This window comes from Azospirillum sp. NS33 (assembly GCF_059703765.1).
In genome coordinates, this window is sequence record NZ_BAAKJB010000002.1 from 214,165 (window position 1) to 231,192 (window position 17,028).

General features: G+C 70.6%; 19 protein-coding genes. 6 read left to right on the plus strand and 13 right to left on the minus strand.

From position 1 onward, the window contains the following. Positions 1–33: 33 nt before the first annotated feature. The 10 genes from AC6H2I_RS03610 to rpsF all read right to left on the minus strand — a co-directional run bounded on the left by AC6H2I_RS03610 (position 34) and on the right by rpsF (position 8,516). Entirely contained in the window at positions 34–459 is a 426-nt protein-coding gene (locus AC6H2I_RS03610; RefSeq protein WP_497499203.1) for a VOC family protein, read from the minus strand. Between the two features lie 13 nt (positions 460–472). Then, positions 473–1,249 carry an ABC transporter ATP-binding protein gene (locus tag AC6H2I_RS03615; RefSeq protein ID WP_497499204.1) on the minus strand — a complete coding sequence of 259 codons (777 nt, stop codon included), beginning with the start codon at positions 1,247–1,249 and terminating at the stop codon, positions 473–475. Continuing rightward, positions 1,246–2,022 (minus strand): MlaE family ABC transporter permease, encoded by a 777-nt coding sequence (locus AC6H2I_RS03620; RefSeq protein WP_497499205.1) that lies wholly within the window; start codon positions 2,020–2,022, stop codon positions 1,246–1,248. The genes AC6H2I_RS03615 and AC6H2I_RS03620 overlap by 4 nt, the downstream gene beginning before the upstream one ends. Further along, complete coding sequence (alr, locus tag AC6H2I_RS03625; RefSeq protein ID WP_497499206.1) at positions 2,010–3,137, minus strand: alanine racemase; 1,128 nt, start codon at positions 3,135–3,137, stop codon at positions 2,010–2,012. The genes AC6H2I_RS03620 and alr overlap by 13 nt, the downstream gene beginning before the upstream one ends. Further along, complete coding sequence (locus AC6H2I_RS03630) at positions 3,130–4,650, minus strand: replicative DNA helicase (RefSeq protein ID WP_497499207.1); 1,521 nt, start codon at positions 4,648–4,650, stop codon at positions 3,130–3,132. The genes alr and AC6H2I_RS03630 overlap by 8 nt, the downstream gene beginning before the upstream one ends. 131 nt (positions 4,651–4,781) lie before the next feature. Then, positions 4,782–6,035, minus strand: a complete 1,254-nt coding sequence (locus AC6H2I_RS03635; RefSeq protein WP_497499208.1) for a cyclopropane fatty acid synthase — start codon at positions 6,033–6,035, stop codon at positions 4,782–4,784. A gap of 167 nt (positions 6,036–6,202) precedes the next feature. Then, positions 6,203–6,778 carry a 50S ribosomal protein L9 gene (gene rplI / locus AC6H2I_RS03640; RefSeq protein WP_497499209.1) on the minus strand — a complete coding sequence of 192 codons (576 nt, stop codon included), beginning with the start codon at positions 6,776–6,778 and terminating at the stop codon, positions 6,203–6,205. Beyond that, positions 6,778–7,749, minus strand: a complete 972-nt coding sequence (locus AC6H2I_RS03645; RefSeq protein ID WP_497499210.1) for a DUF2232 domain-containing protein — start codon at positions 7,747–7,749, stop codon at positions 6,778–6,780. Before AC6H2I_RS03645 ends, rplI begins: the two co-directional genes overlap by 1 nt. Positions 7,750–7,800: 51 nt before the next feature. Beyond that, on the minus strand, positions 7,801–8,070 hold the full coding sequence (gene rpsR, locus AC6H2I_RS03650) for a 30S ribosomal protein S18 (protein ID WP_029006782.1): 270 nt from the start codon (positions 8,068–8,070) through the stop codon (positions 7,801–7,803). Continuing rightward, positions 8,070–8,516: a 30S ribosomal protein S6 gene (gene rpsF / locus AC6H2I_RS03655; protein ID WP_497499211.1), complete on the minus strand. Its 447-nt coding sequence runs from the start codon at positions 8,514–8,516 to the stop codon at positions 8,070–8,072. The genes rpsR and rpsF overlap by 1 nt, the downstream gene beginning before the upstream one ends. Before the next feature lie 350 nt (positions 8,517–8,866). On the opposite strand from rpsF, the gene fabD reads away from it, so the two are divergent. From fabD to AC6H2I_RS03685, 6 genes are all read left to right on the plus strand, one after another. Continuing rightward, complete coding sequence (gene fabD / locus AC6H2I_RS03660) at positions 8,867–9,808, plus strand: ACP S-malonyltransferase (protein ID WP_497499212.1); 942 nt, start codon at positions 8,867–8,869, stop codon at positions 9,806–9,808. 8 nt (positions 9,809–9,816) lie between these two features. Next, positions 9,817–10,560 carry a 3-oxoacyl-[acyl-carrier-protein] reductase gene (fabG, locus tag AC6H2I_RS03665; protein WP_497499213.1) on the plus strand — a complete coding sequence of 248 codons (744 nt, stop codon included), beginning with the start codon at positions 9,817–9,819 and terminating at the stop codon, positions 10,558–10,560. Positions 10,561–10,753: 193 nt separating this feature from the next. Next, positions 10,754–10,993, plus strand: a complete 240-nt coding sequence (locus AC6H2I_RS03670; protein WP_497499214.1) for an acyl carrier protein — start codon at positions 10,754–10,756, stop codon at positions 10,991–10,993. A gap of 85 nt (positions 10,994–11,078) precedes the next feature. Beyond that, positions 11,079–12,341, plus strand: a complete 1,263-nt coding sequence (gene fabF, locus AC6H2I_RS03675) for a beta-ketoacyl-ACP synthase II (RefSeq protein WP_497499215.1) — start codon at positions 11,079–11,081, stop codon at positions 12,339–12,341. Positions 12,342–12,351: 10 nt separating this feature from the next. Then, entirely contained in the window at positions 12,352–13,347 is a 996-nt protein-coding gene (gene mltG, locus AC6H2I_RS03680; protein WP_497499216.1) for an endolytic transglycosylase MltG, read from the plus strand. Positions 13,348–13,430: 83 nt separating this feature from the next. After that, entirely contained in the window at positions 13,431–13,760 is a 330-nt protein-coding gene (locus tag AC6H2I_RS03685) for a DUF2934 domain-containing protein (protein ID WP_497499217.1), read from the plus strand. A gap of 152 nt (positions 13,761–13,912) precedes the next feature. On the opposite strand, the gene AC6H2I_RS03690 is transcribed toward AC6H2I_RS03685, so the two are convergent. From AC6H2I_RS03690 to AC6H2I_RS03700, 3 genes are all read right to left on the minus strand, one after another. After that, positions 13,913–14,128, minus strand: coding sequence for a hypothetical protein (locus AC6H2I_RS03690; RefSeq protein WP_497499218.1), 216 nt, complete (start codon positions 14,126–14,128; stop codon positions 13,913–13,915). A gap of 251 nt (positions 14,129–14,379) precedes the next feature. Beyond that, positions 14,380–15,069 (minus strand): haloacid dehalogenase type II, encoded by a 690-nt coding sequence (locus tag AC6H2I_RS03695; protein WP_497499219.1) that lies wholly within the window; start codon positions 15,067–15,069, stop codon positions 14,380–14,382. Further along, complete coding sequence (locus tag AC6H2I_RS03700; RefSeq protein ID WP_497499220.1) at positions 15,066–17,009, minus strand: lytic transglycosylase domain-containing protein; 1,944 nt, start codon at positions 17,007–17,009, stop codon at positions 15,066–15,068. The genes AC6H2I_RS03695 and AC6H2I_RS03700 overlap by 4 nt, the downstream gene beginning before the upstream one ends. Positions 17,010–17,028: the final 19 nt, after the last annotated feature.

The window sequence follows — 17,028 nt, forward strand, 5'->3', positions numbered from 1 at the left end:
GCATGGTGCGGCCGCCGCCCCCGGTCGGCCCGATCACGCCGGCAGGGTGACGGCGCCGCTGGCGTCGAGCGGGAAGAAGGGGTTCCAGGCGACCTCCCAGAGATGGCCGTCGGGATCGGCGAAATAGCCGGCGTGCCCACCCCAGAAGACGTCTTGGGCCGGCTTCACCAGGCGGGCTCCGGCGGCGACCGCCTCGTCGAGCACGGTGGCGACCGCGTCGCGGCTGCGCACGTTGTGGGCCAGGGTCACGGCACGGAATCCCTCGCCCGCCTCGGCCACGCCGGCGTCGGCGGCCAGGGAGGCGCGGCCGAACAGACCCAGCACCACGCCGCCGGCCTGGAAGAAGGCCACATCCTCGTTGCCGGCCGAGGATTCGACCCATCCCAGCGATCGGTAGAACCCGCGGGACCGCTCCAGATCCGACACGCCGAGGGTCACGAGGCTGAGGCGAGGGTCCATACCGGCGGCTCCGTCAGAGGGCGCGGACCTGCATCTGGATCGGTCCCTCGGCCTTGCCGTGGACGAACTGGTCGACGTAGGCGTTGCCCGAGGAGTCGATGTCGCGGGCGGCGCCGGTCCAGATGATGCGGCCCTGGTGGATCATGGCGATGCGGTCGGCGATCTTGCGGGCCGAGGCCATGTCGTGGGTGATGGTCACGGCGGTGGCGCCGAGATCCTTCACGCACTGCACGATCAGCCCGTTGATGACGTCGGCCATGATCGGGTCGAGCCCGGTGGTGGGCTCGTCGAAGAAGATGATCTCCGGCTCGTCGGCGATGGCGCGGGCCAGACCGACGCGCTTCTGCATGCCGCCCGACAGCTCGGCCGGCGACAGGTCGGCCACCTCGGGCGCGAGCCCGACGGCGCCCAGCTTGGCCACGGCGATGTCGCGGGCCTTGGCGCGCGCCATGTTCTCGCCCTGAATCAGCCCGAAGGCGACGTTCTCCCACACCGGGAGGCTGTCGAACAGCGCCGCGCCCTGAAACAGCATGCCGAACTTGTGCAGCAGCCTCTCGCGGTCGCGGGTGCGCAGGCGGGTCGTTTCCTGCCCGTCGACGCGGATCGATCCGGAATCGGCGTGCAGCAGGCCGAGGATGCACTTGAGCATCACCGACTTGCCGGTTCCCGACCCGCCGATGATGACCAGCGACTCGCCGCGCACCACCTCCAGGTCGATGCCGTTCAGCACGGTCTTCGGCCCGAAGCTCTTGTGCACGCCGGCCAGCGCTATCTTGGGAGGTTCGGTCATTTGTCCGAAAAGAAGATGCCGGTGATGAGATAGTTGGACACCAGGATGAGGATCGACGCGGCGACCACGGCGTTGGTCGTCGCCTGCCCGACACCCTGGGCGCCGCCCCTGGAGCGGTAGCCGAAGTAGCAGCCCATCAGGGCGATCATGAAGCCGAACACCGAGGCCTTGACCAGCCCGGAGATGACGTCCACCGGCTCCAGAAACTCCCAGGTGCGGGAGATGTAGGAGGCCGGGTTGAAGCCCAGGCGGTAGACGCTCACCAGGAAACCGCCGAACACGCCGATGATGTCGGCCACCAGGACCAGCAGCGGCAGCATGGTCAGGCCGGCGATCAGGCGCGGCACCACCAGGTACTTGAAGGGGTTGGTCGAGAGCGTCGAGAGCGCGTCGATCTGTTCGGTCACCCGCATGGTGCCGATCTCCGCCGCCATCGCCGCGCCGATCCGCCCGGCCACCATCAGCCCGGCCAGCACCGGCCCCAGTTCGCGGGTCACCGACAGCACGACGACCGTGGCGATCGCCCCCTCCGCCTGGAACCGGGCGAAGCCGGAATAGCTTTGCAGCGCCAGGACCATGCCTGTGAAGAGGGCGGTCAGGCCCACCACCGGCAAGGAATAATAGCCGATGTCGATCATCTGCCGCAGCATCTGCCGGGCATAGATCGGCGGCCGCACGCAGTGGGAGATGGCGGTCCCGGTGAACATGGCGACGTTGCCGGTCGCCGAGAGGAACACCAGGAAGGCCCGTCCGATGGCGGCTAGGAACGCCATGCCGACCCTCCCGAGGGTGGCGCGGCGTAGACCCGATGGTGGCGCGGGCCGAGCGCCGTCAGCACCTCGTACCCGATGGTCCCGGCGTCGTCCGCCACGGTGTCCACCGGGCGGTGCGGACCGATGACCTCCACCATGGTCCCGGGCGCCACGGCGCCGTCGGGCAGGGAGGACACGTCGACGGTCACCAGGTCCATCGAGACCCGCCCGACCACCGGCGCCGCCGCCCCGTCCACGTACACGTGGCCGCGCCCGCTGAGCGAGCGCAGGTATCCGTCGGCGTAACCCACTGCGATTGTTGCAATCCTGCCACTCCTGGCGACGCGGTGTGTGGCACCGTAGCCAACGGTCATAGGGCTGTCAACGTCCCGCACCTGGAGCACGCGCGCGTCGAGTCGGACGACTCCGGCCATCGGGTTGTGCGAATCCGGCGTCGGGTTGACGCCATAAAGGGCGCAGCCCGGCCGGGCGAGGGCGTAGTGGAAGGCGGAACCGCGGAAGATGCCCGAGGAGTTGGCGAGGCTGGCCGGGGCCGGGGGCAGGCGGCGCAGCGCGGCGGCGAATCGGGCCCTCTGTTCGCCGTTCATCGCGGTGTCGGTTTCGGCGCAGGCGAGGTGGCTCATCCACAGCCGGACGGAGAGGCCGGCCAGCCGTTCCGGTGCCGCGGCGAGCGCGTCGAGGTCGGCCGGAGCCAGGCCCAGCCGGTTCATCCCGGTGTCGATGTGCACGGCCGCCGGCAGCACGGTGCCACGGGCGCGGGCGAACGCCGCCCACGACGCGATCTCGCCGGGGTGGTTGAGCACCGGCACGATGCCGGCCTCCGCCACCTCCGCCTCGGTGCCGGCCGGCAGGCCGCCCAGGCACAGGATCTCCGCCCCGGGAAGCAGCGGCCGCAGGGCCAGCGCCTCGTCGAGCAGGGCGACGAAGAAGGTGGCGCAGCCGGCGGCCCGCAGGGCGGGGGCGACCCGGGCCGCGCCGAGGCCGTAGGCGTCCGCCTTGACCACGGCGGCGCAGTCCGCCGGGGCCACGCGGTCGCGCAGCCGGCGCCAGTTGGCGACGACCGCGCCGAGGTCGACGGTCAGCACCGCGCCGGCGCGTCGCAGCGGGTCATTCATTGGCGAAATCGTCGTGGCGCTGGTCGAGGTCGCCGAACTTGGTGAACTGCCCGTCGAAGAACAGCCGCACCGTGCCGATCGGGCCGTGACGCTGCTTGGCCAGGATGACCTCGGCGGTGTTGTGGACTTCGCCCAGGCGTTGCTGCCAGCGCTGGTAGCGGTCGTTGAACTTGTCGTCGCTCTCGTCCTGGCGCCGGCTCGGCTCCGCCCGCTCCAGGTAGTACTGCTCGCGAAACACGAACATGACGACGTCGGCGTCCTGCTCGATGGAGCCGGACTCGCGCAGATCGGCCAGCTGCGGGCGCTTGTCCTCGCGCAGTTCCACCGCACGGCTGAGCTGGGACAGCGCCAGCACCGGCAGGTCCAGCTCCTTGGCGATCGCCTTGAGGCCGCGGGTGATCTCGGAGATCTCCTGCACCCGGTTCTCCGCCCCCCGGCTGGACGAGCCGCGCAGGAGCTGGAGATAGTCGACCACCACGAGGCCCAGGCCCTGGGTGCGCTTGAGGCGGCGGCAGCGGGTGCGCACGGCGGCCACCGACAGCGCCGGGGTGTCGTCGACGTAGAAGGGCACCCGGGCCAGTTCCTGGCTGGCGTGGACGAATTTGGGAAAATCGGTGTCACGGATCTCGCCGCGGCGGATCTTGTCGCCGGGCACCTGGGTCTCGTCGGCGAGAATGCGGGTGGCGAGCTGTTCGGACGACATTTCGAGGGAGAAGAACCCGACCCCGGCGCCCTCCTGCCCGCCCGAACGCATGAACGCCTTGGCGGCGTTGAAGGCGATGTTGGTGGCCAGCGCGGTCTTGCCCATCGATGGCCGTCCGGCCAGGATGACCAGGTCGGAGGGGTGCAGGCCGCCCATCTTGCGGTCGATGTCGACCAGCCCGGTGGTCACGCCGGTGACATGGCTGGAGCGGCGGAAGGCCGATTCGGCCATCTCGATGGCGACCTTCACGGACTCCGAGAAGGACACGAATCCGCCCTGGATCTCGCCGGTCGAGGCGAGCTCGAAAAGCTGCTTCTCCGCGTCCGAGATCTGGTCCATGGCGTTGCTGTCGAGGTCGTGGCGGAACGCCTCGTTGACCATGTCGGTGCCGACCTCGATGAGCTGGCGGCGCAGGAAATGGTCGTGGATGGTCCGGCCGTAGTCGGCCGCGTTGACCACCGTGACCACGTTGGCCGCCAACTCGGCCAGGTAGCTCGCCCCGCCTTCGCCGGCCAGCGCCGGGTCGTTCTCGAAATAGGCCTTCAGGGTCACCGGGTTGGCGATCTGCCCCCGGTCGATCAGCTTGACGACGGCCTCGAAGATGCGTTGGTGCACCGGGTCGTAGAAATGCGGCGCCTTGAGGAAGTCGCCGACCCTCTCGTACGCCTTGTTGTTGACCAGGATGGCCCCCAGCAGGGCCTGTTCCGCCTCCTCGTTGTGCGGGGGGGAGCGGTAGTCCGGAGCGCCGGACGGCTGGGACGGGCCGGCGCCGTAGGCGGCGGCCGAAGTGCGGGCAAGGGTGTCGTCCATGGCCGGCACCATAGCAAAGGGCCGGCGGGGGCGGCTGCGCCAAGCGCACATGCCACCCCCGAAAACCTGTGCAAAAGTTTCATCCCCATGTGGACAATCACGGGGATGAAATCTCCGCCGTGGCGGCCGCCCTACGCTGCCGCGGTCTCCGCCGACGGGGTGCCGGAGCCGGCGGCGGCCGCATCGGCGTCGGCCAGGACGCGCTCGGTGTCCACCATGTAGTCGCGAGTCAGGGGAACGGCGCCCATCGACCGGGCCAGCTGGACCTGGAACACCATGTGCCCCTGGTACCGGAAGGCGATCTCCGAGCCGGCGAGATAGAACTCCCACATCCGGCAGAACCGTTCGTCGTACAGCCGGGCCGCCGCCGCCCGCTGCGCCTGGAAGCGTTCGCGCCAATGGCGCACCGTCTCGGCGTAGTGGAGGCGCAGCACCTCCATGTCGGTGGCCCACAGCCCCGCCGTCTCCACGGTGGGCAGAACCTCCGACAGGGCGGGGGAGTAGCCGCCGGGGAAGATGTACTTGCGGAACCAGCTGTTGGTGCTGCCCGGGCCGTCGCTGCGGCCGATCGAGTGGACCAGCGCCACGCCGTCGTCCCGCAGCAGGTCGCGGACCCTGGCGAAGAACGCTCCGTAGTGGGGGACGCCGACGTGCTCGAACATGCCGACCGAGACGACCCGGTCGAACGTCCCCTCCACCTCGCGGTAGTCGCGCAGCTCGAACCGGACGCGGTCGCCGAGGCCGGCCGCCGCCGCCCGCTCGCGGGACACGGCGAGCTGTTCCCTGGACAGGGTGATGCCGGTGACGTGGGCGCCGGTGCGGCTCGCCAGGTAGAGCGCCATGCCCCCCCACCCGCACCCGATGTCGAGCACGCGATGGCCGGGCTTGAGCAGGAGCTTGGCGGCGATGTGCCGCTTCTTCGCCTCCTGCGCCTCGTCCAGGCTCATGCCGGGCCGGGCGAAATAGGCGCAGGAGTACTGCATGTCGGCGTCGAGGAACAGCTCGTAGAGCCGGCGCGACAGGTCGTAATGGTGGGCGACGTTGCGGCGCGACCGGCCCAGGTGGTTGTTCTGTTCGAAGAAGCGGATGGTCGGCACCAGCCATTCGTGAACCCGCCCGACGACGCCGTGGACCTCGGTGCCGCGGCTGAGGATCGCCAGCGCGTCGTAGATCGTGCCGCCCTCGATGGTCAGGCGGCCGTCCATGTAGGCTTCGCCGAAGCTCAGGCGCGGCGTGAGGATCAGGTCGCGGTGCAGCGCCTTGTCGTGCAACCGGATGGTGACGTCGGGGGTGGCCCGTCCGAAGGCGTGGCGTACCCCGTGGGCATCGACAAGACCGAGCGCGTCGGCCGTGATGGCTTGTTCCAGGAGACGTGCGAGCAGCATTCTTCCCCCTCTGGTCCCATCAATCGTTCGTCCACCCCTTGTTATGACGTGGGGGGCGAAAGCCGGGATGCACAGGGGCAGAGGTCACGCACAAAACGGAAAGCCGCCCATGCGCGCAGGGCATGGGCGGTTTCCGGACGAGCGGGTGACGGTGGGGCCGGGGAGGATCAGTCCTCCGCAGCCTCCTCGTCGGTGGCGGCGGCGGCCGCGGCGGCGGCGGCCTCCTGCTCCTCCTCCTCCTCCATCAGGTCGGCGGCGGTGACCATGCCGCCGCGCTGGGCCTGAAGCTCGGCTTCCTCCAGCGAGCGGGCGACGTTCACCGTCACGTTGACGCTGACCTCGGGGTGCAGGACGATCCGCACCTGGAACAGGCCGAGCGTCTTGATCGGCTGGTCGATGGAGACCTGCCGCTTTTCGACCTTGTAGCCGGCCCCGTCCAGGGCGTCGGCGATGTCGCGGCTCGACACCGAGCCGTAGAGCACGCCGGTCTCGCCCGCCTGACGGGTGATGACGACGGCGACGCCGTTCATCTTCGTCGAGACGAACTCCGCGTCCTTGCGCCGCTCGAGGTTGACGGCCTCAAGGTTGGCCCGCTGCTTCTGGAAGAACTCCAGATTTGACTTGGTGGCGCGCAGCGCCTTCTTCTGGGGCAGGAGGAAGTTGCGGGCAAAGCCCGCACGAACCTTCACAACCTGACCCATTTGGCCGAGCTTCTCGACCCGCTCCAAAAGAATGACTTCCATCACTCGTCCTCCTGATCGGAGCCCGCCGCCCTGATCCGGCGGCGAAGCCCCATCCACTGCTCGATCACGCCCAGGCCGACCATCACGATCATCGGCCACCCGAAGAGAAACAGAAACAGATAGAACCCGACCATGAACGCCGTCCGCGACCGCACCCGGGTCGCGAAGACATGCACCACCGACAGCCCGGCGAAGGCGAAGGGCAGGGCCAGCACCAGCGCCACGTTGAGCGCCACGAACCCGGCCACGCCCGGCAGCACCATCGCCCCGAGGATCACCGCCGCGAACAGGGGCGGCGCCCAGGACGGCAGGTCGAGGTCCGCCAGACGCATCGGCGGCCGCCGGTTGCGGCCGAACCGCATCAGCAGGCCTTGCGCCAGCGCGCCGTTGACGATCGTCATCAGCAGCCAGGAGACCGCCACGACGCCCGGCATCGCCGATGCGAAGGCGAAGTCCTCGACCACCGGTGCCGGCTCGCCGTCCGGTGCGAACTGCTCGGCCATGCCGCGCAGCACCTCCCGGACCATCGCCTCCAGCCCGCCGGGTTCCCCCGACGCCAGCAGCACCGCGACCAGAACCGCCGCGATGCCGAGGCCGGCAAGGCCCATCACCAGGTGGCCGGGCGGGTACCACTCCAGGCCGCCGCCGCCGCCGTCACCCGCGGGTGACGGTCGCGCCAGCAGGGCCTGGCGGACCACGAACAGCGCCGGCACGACGCCGGTCGCCGCGTAGCCCAGCATGGCCACCAGGTCACCCGTGGCGACCAGCACCAGGGCGGCCGCCGCGCCTCCGGCGATCGCCGCCGCCGCCGTGCCGAGCCAGAGGCCCACCACGAACAGCGGCAGAGGCGCCAGATACACCAGGATCAGCGCACCGAACCCGCCGGTCAGCACCGACACGTAGAGCAGCGCGCTGGCCAAACCGCCGGCCATCGCGACGGCCAACGCCGCTTGCAGGGGCCCTGTCGGCATGGTGTCAGCCCGTTCCTCAGAGTCGCGTTCGACCCGTTCCTTATCCCGTCCTTACTTCACGATGTAAGGCAGGAGGGCCAGGAACCGGGCGCGCTTGATGGCGCGGGCCAGTTCGCGCTGCTTCTTCGCCGACACCGCGGTGATCCGGCTCGGAACGATCTTGCCGCGCTCCGAGATGAAGCGGGACAGGAGCTTGACGTCCTTGTAGTCGATCGCCGGCGCGTTGGCGCCCGAGAACGGGCAGGTCTTGCGGCGGCGGAAGAACGGACGGCGCGGGCCGCCGCCGGAACGCGGGGCTCCCGAGGTCTGCTTGTCGCTCATCAGGCGGACTCCCCTTCGGCGGTGGTGGTCTGCGGCGGCGCGTCGCGGCGCGGCGGACGCGGGCCACGGTCGTCGAAGCGGCGCGGGCCACGGTCGCCGCGGTCACCGCGGTCGCTGCGCTCGCCGCGGCTCTGCATCATCACCGACGGGTTGGGGTCGAGGGCGTCGACGCGCAGCGACATGTAGCGCAGCACATCCTCGCTCAGGCTCATGTTCCGCTCCATCTCGAGCACGGCCGCGGACGGCGCGTCGATGTGGAGCATCGTGTAGTGGCCCTTGCGGTTCTTCTTGATCTTGTAGGTGAGGGTCTTCAGACCCCAGTACTCGGACTTGGTCACCTGGCCGCCGTTGTCGCGGACGATCTGGGCGTAGGTCTCACCGAGCTGCTCGGCCTGGGCGGCCGAGATGTCCTGGCGTGCGATCAGCACGCACTCGTAAAAAGCCATATGACTCCCCATGGCTGTTCATGGACCGGCGTCGTTCCGATCCCCATGGGGGCGCACGGCCGACCGCCCGGTCCTAGCCGACGGCACGGATGCACGCCGGCAAGGAGTTGCGAAGCGGCGCACTATACACAGAACGTCCCGGGCGGCAAGAGGCAAGTGGTGCGAAAATCACGCGGTCACGCGCGACCAAACGGCCCCTCGTCCATTGTGGGAAGCAACGGGGTGGTGGAATGCGCCGCGCGCCCCGCTTGACTTGCACGGTTTCGCCAGTATGACTGTCGGCCAATTCGCCATCAAGGGGCGCGGCGGCGGCGCCATGACGCCACGCCATCGGAGGTTTCAGAGCGACTATGACACGGGCGTTCGTCTTTCCCGGGCAGGGCAGCCAGGCCGTCGGCATGGGCCGCGAACTGGCACAATCCTTCGAGGCCGCGCGGCTGACCTTCGAGGAGGTCGACGACGCGCTCTCCCAGGGGCTGTCGCGCCTCATGTTCGAGGGGCCGGACGACGAGCTCACCTTGACCGAGAACGCGCAGCCCGCCCTGATGGCGGTCAGCGTCGCCGTGCTGCGGGTGCTGCGCGCCGAGGGCGGGCTCGACCTGCGCCGCCACGCCGTGTTCGTCGCCGGCCACTCGCTGGGCGAGTATTCGGCGCTGTGCGCCGCCGGCACCCTGACCCTGGGCGATGCGGCCCGGCTGCTGAAGCGGCGCGGCCAGGCGATGCAGAAGGCGGTGCCGGTCGGGCAGGGCGGTATGGCCGCCCTTCTCGGCGCCGACGTCGGGCAGGCGCAGGCCGTCGCGGAGGCCGCCGCGCAGGGCGAGGTGTGCACCGTGGCCAACGACAACGCGGCCGGGCAGGTGGTCCTTTCCGGCCACGCCGCGGCGATCGACCGGGCCGTCGCCATCGCCGCGGAGCGCGGCCTCAAGCGCTCGGTCAAGCTGCCGGTGAGCGCCCCGTTCCACTGCCCGCTGATGCAGCCGGCGGCGGACGCCATGGCCGAGGCGCTGGAGGCGGTGACCTTGCTGGCGCCCGAGGTGCCGGTGGTCGCCAACGTGACGGCCGCCGCCGTCAGCGATCCCGTCGAGATCCGCCGCTTGCTGGTCGAGCAGGTGACCGGGATGGTGCGCTGGCGCGAGAGCGTGCTCTATATGAAGGAGCAAGGTGTGGGGTCGCTGGTCGAGCTGGGCGCCGGGAAGGTGCTCGCCGGGCTGGCCAAGCGCATCGACAAGGAGGTGTCGGCCACCTCGGTGGGCACGCCGTCCGACGTAGAGTCGTTCCTCAAGAGCCTGTGAGACCCAACATGTTCGATCTGACGGGAAAATGCGCGCTGGTGACCGGCGCGTCGGGCGGCATCGGCGCCGCCATCGCCAAGGCCCTGCACGCCCGGGGCGCGACCGTGGCCCTGTCGGGCACCCGGGTGGCGGCGCTGGAATCCCTGGCCGCCGGGATCGGCGGGGAACGCGTGGTGCTGGCACCGGGCAACCTGTCGGACGCCGCCGCGACCGAGCAGCTGGCCAAGGACGCCGAGGCGGCGCTGGGCGGGCGCATCGACATCCTGGTGAACAACGCGGGTCTGACCCGCGACCAGCTTGTCCTGCGCATGAAGGACGAGGATTGGCAGCAGGTTCTCGACGTCAACCTGACCGCCGCCTTCCGCCTGTCGCGCGCGGTGCTGCGCGGCATGATGAAGCGGCGCTGGGGGCGAATCGTCGGCATCACCTCGATCGTCGGCGTGACCGGAAACCCCGGGCAGGCCAACTACGCCGCGTCGAAGGCGGGCATGATCGGCATGTCCAAGGCGCTCGCCGCAGAGGTGGCATCGCGCAACGTCACGGTGAACTGCGTGGCCCCCGGTTTCATCACCACGGCGATGACCGACGCCCTGACCGGCGACCAGAAGGACAAGTTGTTGAGCGCCATCCCCGCCGGCCGCATGGGCGAGCCGTCGGAGATCGCGGCGGGGGTTGTTTACCTCGCCAGCGAGGAGGCCGCCTATGTCACCGGCCAGACGCTGCATGTGAATGGCGGCATGGCGATGATCTGAGGCGGACGGAAAGCGACGAAAGTCGTTGAATCGGGACCCCGGGGGCGCTGGTCAAGCCTGGGGAAATGTGTTATCGGACGGGGCTTTTCGCGGCGGTACGACGCGCTCCATCGCGTGCGCCGGGTCCGCCGGATTCGCCCAAGCGGTCAAGCATTTGGCCAGAACGGTCAAAGGATTTGGAAGGTCGACGAACATGAGTGATATCGCCGCGCGCGTTAAGAAGATCGTTGTGGACCACCTGGGTGTGGAAGAGGACAAGGTGAAGGAGGAGTCCTCGTTCATCGACGATCTCGGTGCCGACAGTCTCGACACCGTCGAGCTGGTTATGGCCTTCGAAGAAGAGTTCGGCTGCGAGATCCCGGACGACGCCGCCGAGAAGATCCTGACGGTGAAGGACGCCATCGACTTCATCAAGTCGAACTCCGCAGCCTGACGGCTGGGGGGTGGAACCGGGGGCCAGGCACGCCGACAGGAAGCCTGGCCGTCGTGGGCATGTTAGGAAGAGGTCAAGGAATCCCATGAGACGTGTCGTCGTCACCGGCCTGGGCATGGTCACGCCGCTGGGCGTGGGCCACAACCACAACTGGCAGCGGCTGATCGATGCCGAGTCGGGCATCCGTGCGATCACGTCGTTCGACGTCTCCGATCTCGCGTCGAAAATCGGCGGGCAGGTGCCGCGCGGCAGCGGGGACGGCGCGTTCAATCCGGACACGGTGGTCCCGCCCAAGGACCAGCGCAAGATGGACGATTTCATCCTCTTCGCCATCGCGGCGGCGGATGAGGCGGTCCGGGATTCCGGCTGGAAACCAGCGACCGAGGAGGAGCGCGAGCGGACCGGCGTCATGGTCGGTTCCGGCATCGGCGGCCTTCCCGGCATCGCGGAGGGGGCGATCACGCTCAAGGAGCGCGGTCCGCGTCGCCTGTCGCCCTTCTTCATCCCCGGCTGCCTGATCAATCTGGCGTCGGGCCACATTTCGATCCAACACGGCTTCAAGGGCCCCAACCACGCGGTGGTGACGGCCTGCTCCACCGGCGCCCATGCGATCGGCGACGCCAGCCGCCTCATCATGCTCGGCGACGCCGACGTGATGGTCGCCGGCGGCACGGAGAGCGCGGTGTGCCGCCTGGGCGTCGCCGGCTTCGCCGCCATGCGCGCGCTGTCGTCGTCCTTCAACGACACGCCGGAGAAGGCGTCGCGTCCCTACGACCGCGACCGCGACGGCTTCGTGATCGGCGAGGGCGCCGGCGTCGTGGTGCTGGAGGAGTACGAGCACGCGCGCAAGCGCGGTGCCCAGATCTACGCCGAGGTCGTCGGCTACGGGCTGTCCGGCGACGCGTACCACATTTCGGCGCCGGCCGAGGACGGCAGCGGCGGCTATCGCTCCATGCGCATGGCGTTGCAGCGGTCCGGCCTCAGCCTGGAGGATATCGACTACGTCAACGCCCACGGCACCTCCACGCCGCTCGGGGACGAGATCGAGCTGGGCGCCGTCCGTCGCCTGTTCGGGTCGGCGATCGAGGGCGTCGCGATGTCGTCCACCAAGTCGGCGATCGGTCACCTGCTTGGCGCCGCCGGCGCCGTCGAGGCGATCTATTCGATCAAGGCGATCAACCACGGCGTGGTGCCGCCGACCCTGAACCTGGACAACCCGTCGGACAGCTGCGTCGGGGTGAACCTGGTGCCCAAGCAGGCCCAGGAACGCCGCGTCCGTGCCGCCTTGTCGAACTCCTTCGGCTTCGGCGGGACCAACGCGACGCTGGTCTTCCGCGAAGTCGCCTAGGGAGGGCCGCATGGGGTGGGGCCTCCGGATCGGCGCGGGGGCACTCGCCGCCGCCGCGGCGGTCGCCGCCGGTCTCTTCTGGGCCGGCCTGCGCATCAACGCGCCGGGTCCGCTGGCGGAGCCGGCGAACGTGGTGGTGCCGCGCGGCAGCGGGCTCGAGGCCATCGCGCTGTCGCTGGGCGACGCGGGGGTCGTCGACTCGCCGCTGCTGTTCATGGTCGGTGCGAAGCTCACCGGCGCGGTCCGGGAGCTGAAGGCGGGCGAGTACGCCTTCGCCCCCGGTGTCAGCATCGACGGCGTCCTCAAGCAGCTTCGCCAGGGGCGCACGGTGGTCCGCCGCTTGACCGTGCCCGAGGGTCTGACGGTGCCGCAGATCCTGGCCCTGGTCGACGGTGAGCCGGGCCTGTCCGGCCCCGTCGGCGAACCTCCCGGCGAGGGGGGGCTGCTCCCCGAGACCTATCATTTTTCCTATGGCGACAGCCGCGCCGCGGTGGTCGAGCGGATGAAGACCGCCATGCGGACGGCGTTGTCGCAGGCCTGGGAGTCGCGCGCCGACGACCTGCCCTTCGACACCCCGGAGCAGGCGCTGGTTCTCGCCTCCATCGTCGAGAAGGAGACCAGCGTTCCGGCGGAACGGGCGCGGGTCGCCGGGGTGTTCATGAACCGTCTGCGCAGCGGCATGCGGCTGCAGTCCGATCCCACGGTGATCTACGCCCTCACCGAGGGCGGCGGCGACCTGGGGCGCCCACTGACCCGGGCGGACTGGAAGGTCGACTCGCCCTACAACACCTACGTCGCCGACGGGCTGCCGCCGGGCCCCATCGCCAGTCCGGGACGGGCCTCGATCGACGCGGTGCTGAATCCGGAACGCCACGACTACATCTACTTCGTGGCCGACGGAACCGGCGGCCATGCCTTCTCCCGCACCCTGTCCGAGCACAACCGGAACGTCGCCCGTTGGCGCGCCGTGCAACGCCGGCAGGCGGAGGACGGCGCTGCGGAGTGAGTGGTCTTGCGCGCCGTCCTGGGTTTCGGCACCATTCGGCGGACCGGATCCCGGCGGATCGGAAGACAAGGGGGGTGAGGGGGATGGACCCGTACCGAGAGGATCGCATCCGCGAGCGCGCCTACACCATCTGGATCGAGGAAGGGTGCCCCGACGGGCGTGATGGCGAGCACTGGTACCGCGCGGAGCAGGAGCTTGCGCCGCCCACCATCACCCTCGCCGACGCGCCGCCGTCCGGCACGGCGCGGGCGGCAAAGACGACCTCGGCCGCAAAGACGCCGGCTGGTGCCAAGACACGGAAGCCGGCGGCGGCCAAGACACCGGCGGCCAGCGCGTCGGACGAGGCGACCGCCGCGGCCCCGGCGCCACGCAAGCCGCGGGCCCGAAGAAAGGTTGAGCCGGCAGCGCCCTGACCGGCCTGCCGGTGCGGGGGCGCATTCCCCTGGCCCGCCCCAGGCCCCCGCGCCCCATGCCCGGCGTGGGGCGGGCGGGTCCGGGTGCCGGCGGCCCGGTGCCGGTACTGCCACCGGCTGCCCCGGCGGCGGCGGCAGTGCCGCCGGTTCGCTCACGCGGCGTTCGACACCACGGTCACGCCCCCCGCGGAGCCATAGGACTTGCGGGCCGCCCGCATGTTTTCCAGCGTCTCGCGCAGGCTCTCCTCGGCGAAGCCCGGCTGGAGTTGGTTCATCTCCTTCTGCGTCAGCTCGATGAAGGCGTCGAGCAGGCGGGCGTGGATACGGCAGGCCTTGCGGATCTCTTCGGACATGGACGGACCGGGCATCGTTCTCGTGCTCCTTTAGCGCGGGTTCTTGCCGCTGCGCGGGGTCAACGTGCCTGGGTAAAAAGCGCCCGGCACGGTTAACAAACCCTTTCACGGCCCCGATGCCACGAAGTAATCTTTGGTGTTAATCCCTCGGATCTCAGGTAACCACCCAAGCTGTTGATCCGAACTGTAATCGAAAACGGGCACGCCTTAAGACAAGAATGGGAAAGTTTGTGTGACCCTGCGCCGTCGTCTGCGCGGTCCGGCGGTTACGGCGATGCGGCGAGAAGGGGCGGCAGGTCGGCGAGGCTGCGCAGCTCGACCCGCGGTGCGGCGGGCAGTCGCTCGCGCGGGGCGCCGGTGCGGTTGAGCCAGGCCACGGTGAATCCGAAGGCCGCGGCGCCCGCCGCGTCCCAGCCGTTGGCGGAGACGAAGAGGATGTCCGACGGGGCGAGCGCCAGCGTGTCGCAGGCGAGTTGGTACACCGCCGGGTCGGGCTTGTAGACGCGCAGTCCATCCACCGACAGGAGGTGGTCGAGCAGGGGGGACAGGCCGGCCCCGGCGGCCGCGGCGCCGAGCATGGCGGGCGACCCGTTCGAGAGGATGGCGGTGCGCCGCCCGCCGGCGCGCGCCGCAACCAGCGCCGGCACCGCGTCGGCGTAGGCGTCGAGATGGAAGTAGAGCTCCATCAGGCGCGCCCGCAGGCCAGGGTCGGCCACGCCGTGGGCGTCCATCGCGAAATCCAGCGCGTCGCCCGTGACCTGCCAGAAATCGGCGTAGTCCCTCATGAGGCTGCGCAGCCAGGTGTATTCGAGTTGCTTGGTCCGCCATGTCGCGGCCAAGGGAGCGGCGGCGTCGCCCAGCGCGGCCTGGCAGCTGCGCGCTGCGGCGGCGACGTCGAGCAGGGTGCCGTAGGCGTCGAAGACGACGGCGCGGGCGGCGGCGAGGGGCGCGGTCATCGGCGCAGCTCCCGGCCGAGGTCGAGGTCGGCGCCGGCGTCGCCGAGGCGGCCGCGGTAGACGATCAGCGCCTCGAGCACGCGCTGGACGTAGTTGCGCGTTTCGGAGAACGGGATCAGCTCCATCCAATCGATCACGTCGATGCCCTCGGCGCGCGGGTCGCCGTATTGGTTGAGCCAGGATGCCACCCGCGCTGGCCCGGCGTTGTAGGAGGCGATGGCCAGCACGTGCGACCCGTTGAAGCGGTCGAGCAGGTCGGCGATGTAGGCCGAACCGAGGCGGACGTTGTGGTGCGGATCGCTGGTGAGCTGACCGAGGTTGTGGCTGACGCCGAGGCGGCGGGCCACCAGCTTCGCCGTTCCCGGCATCAGCTGCATCAGGCCGCGGGCGCCGGCGGAGGACACGACGACCGGGTTGAAGGTGCTTTCCTGGCGGATGATCGCCTGGACCAGCGCCGGCTCGGGGTCGGTGCTGCGGGTGTCAACCACCGGATACCCGCTCTCCAACAGGAATATGTGCTGCTGCGCCGCGTCCTTGGCGGCGGCCACCGCGAGTTCCGGGCGACCGAGGGCGCGCGCCAGCCGGGCCGCCAGGGCGTACTCTTCCGGACTCCCGGAGTCGAGGGCGAGACGGCGCAGGAACGCCGTGACCCGTTCGTCGCGCGCCCCCTCGACCTGGGCCATCATCCGCGCCGCGCGCGCCAGCTCCCGCCGGTCGTAGGTGTCGACCGCGGCTTGTGTCAGCCTGGGCTCGGCGGGGAGCGCCGGGGGCGTGCCGAGATGGCTCGACGCCATCTGGCCGTAGAAGGTGGTGGAGAAGGCGGCGGCGGTTCCGTACCAGGTGCGGGCCGCCGCCCGGTCGCCGCGCGCCTCGGCGGCGCGGCCGGTCCAATAGGCCCCGCGCGCCTTGCTGATGGGCGAGCCGACGGACCTGTAGAGCTTGTGGAAATGGGCGAACGCGTCGTCCGGCCGGCCAAGGAAGCGCAGCGCCAGCCAGCCGGCCAGGAACTCCGCGTCGGCCTGGGGCACACCGTCGTCCTGCTTGTGTCCGGCGACGATCCGGTAGGCGAGGCGGTGATTCCCCTGGTCGATGGCCCGGCGCGCCAGGATGTGGCGCTCGGTCCACCAGAGGGCCGGCCGGCCGAGGTCGACGGGCTGGCGCAGCAGCATCTCCACCGCCCCGTCGTCGTCGCCGCGGCGGCGGCGGAAGCGCAGCCGTTCGTACACCAGGCCGGGGTCCGCGCGCAGCGCGGCGGGGACGCGGGCCACCGCCGCGTCGACGCCGCCGCGCCCCGTGGCGACCGCGATGCGGGCCTCCGCCAGCAGGCGATGGCCCTGATCGACCAGCGGGAACAGGCGCCGCGCCGCGTCGTCGCGGTGGTCCCACAGCAGCGCGTCGAGGCGCTCGAGGTGATCGGCGCGCTGCAGCCTGGCGCCAAAGCGGTCGAGCACCCGGCGCTCGTCGGCGGCGGCCGCGAAGCCGCCGCGCCGCCAGCGCTCGCGCACCAGCGCCACCGCCTGGTCGCTGCGGCCGGCGTCGACAAGGGCCGCGGCGTGGCGCAGGGCGCCGTCGCCGGTGAGCGGCGGGTTGGCCTCGAACCAACGCAGCACGTCCGCCGTGGCGAGCGCCGCCGGCATCGCCGCCTCCGCGGCGCGACGCAGGCCGGCCTGGTTCGGCCAGCCGGGGTTGGCGGCGGCGAACGCGGCGATCTCGGCGAAGCCGGCCTCGCCCGGGGTGGCCAGGCGCATCCATTGCAGGACCTTGGCCGGCAGGCGGTCGCGGGCGGCGGCGGCGATCCGCCCGGCCTCGTCGAAGCGCTCGCGGTCGGCGGCGGCGAAGGCCTGCTGGTAGAGGGCGGCGTCCTGGGCGCTCAGGGGCGCCGCGGCGGCCGTGAACGGCGCCGCCAGCGCGACGGCGAGGCAGGCGAGTCCTGCGGTCACTGCGGTCCTGGCGCACTTG

Excerpts from the sequence above, each read along its gene's own strand:
- rpsF (WP_497499211.1), bottom strand. The coding sequence starts at position 8,516 with ATGGCTTTTTACGAGTGCGTGCTGATCGCACGCCAGGACATCTCGGCC.
- rplI (WP_497499209.1), bottom strand. The coding sequence starts at position 6,778 with ATGGAAGTCATTCTTTTGGAGCGGGTCGAGAAGCTCGGCCAAATGGGT.
- AC6H2I_RS03685 (WP_497499217.1), top strand. The coding sequence starts at position 13,431 with ATGGACCCGTACCGAGAGGATCGCATCCGCGAGCGCGCCTACACCATC.
- AC6H2I_RS03695 (WP_497499219.1), bottom strand. The coding sequence starts at position 15,069 with ATGACCGCGCCCCTCGCCGCCGCCCGCGCCGTCGTCTTCGACGCCTAC.
- rpsR (WP_029006782.1), bottom strand. The coding sequence starts at position 8,070 with ATGAGCGACAAGCAGACCTCGGGAGCCCCGCGTTCCGGCGGCGGCCCG.
- AC6H2I_RS03620 (WP_497499205.1), bottom strand. The coding sequence starts at position 2,022 with ATGGCGTTCCTAGCCGCCATCGGACGGGCCTTCCTGGTGTTCCTCTCG.
- fabG (WP_497499213.1), top strand. The coding sequence starts at position 9,817 with ATGTTCGATCTGACGGGAAAATGCGCGCTGGTGACCGGCGCGTCGGGC.
- AC6H2I_RS03630 (WP_497499207.1), bottom strand. The coding sequence starts at position 4,650 with ATGGACGACACCCTTGCCCGCACTTCGGCCGCCGCCTACGGCGCCGGC.
- mltG (WP_497499216.1), top strand. The coding sequence starts at position 12,352 with ATGGGGTGGGGCCTCCGGATCGGCGCGGGGGCACTCGCCGCCGCCGCG.
- AC6H2I_RS03670 (WP_497499214.1), top strand. The coding sequence starts at position 10,754 with ATGAGTGATATCGCCGCGCGCGTTAAGAAGATCGTTGTGGACCACCTG.
- fabD (WP_497499212.1), top strand. The coding sequence starts at position 8,867 with ATGACACGGGCGTTCGTCTTTCCCGGGCAGGGCAGCCAGGCCGTCGGC.
- AC6H2I_RS03615 (WP_497499204.1), bottom strand. The coding sequence starts at position 1,249 with ATGACCGAACCTCCCAAGATAGCGCTGGCCGGCGTGCACAAGAGCTTC.
- AC6H2I_RS03635 (WP_497499208.1), bottom strand. The coding sequence starts at position 6,035 with ATGCTGCTCGCACGTCTCCTGGAACAAGCCATCACGGCCGACGCGCTC.
- AC6H2I_RS03610 (WP_497499203.1), bottom strand. The coding sequence starts at position 459 with ATGGACCCTCGCCTCAGCCTCGTGACCCTCGGCGTGTCGGATCTGGAG.
- alr (WP_497499206.1), bottom strand. The coding sequence starts at position 3,137 with ATGAATGACCCGCTGCGACGCGCCGGCGCGGTGCTGACCGTCGACCTC.
- AC6H2I_RS03690 (WP_497499218.1), bottom strand. The coding sequence starts at position 14,128 with ATGCCCGGTCCGTCCATGTCCGAAGAGATCCGCAAGGCCTGCCGTATC.
- fabF (WP_497499215.1), top strand. The coding sequence starts at position 11,079 with ATGAGACGTGTCGTCGTCACCGGCCTGGGCATGGTCACGCCGCTGGGC.
- AC6H2I_RS03645 (WP_497499210.1), bottom strand. The coding sequence starts at position 7,749 with ATGCCGACAGGGCCCCTGCAAGCGGCGTTGGCCGTCGCGATGGCCGGC.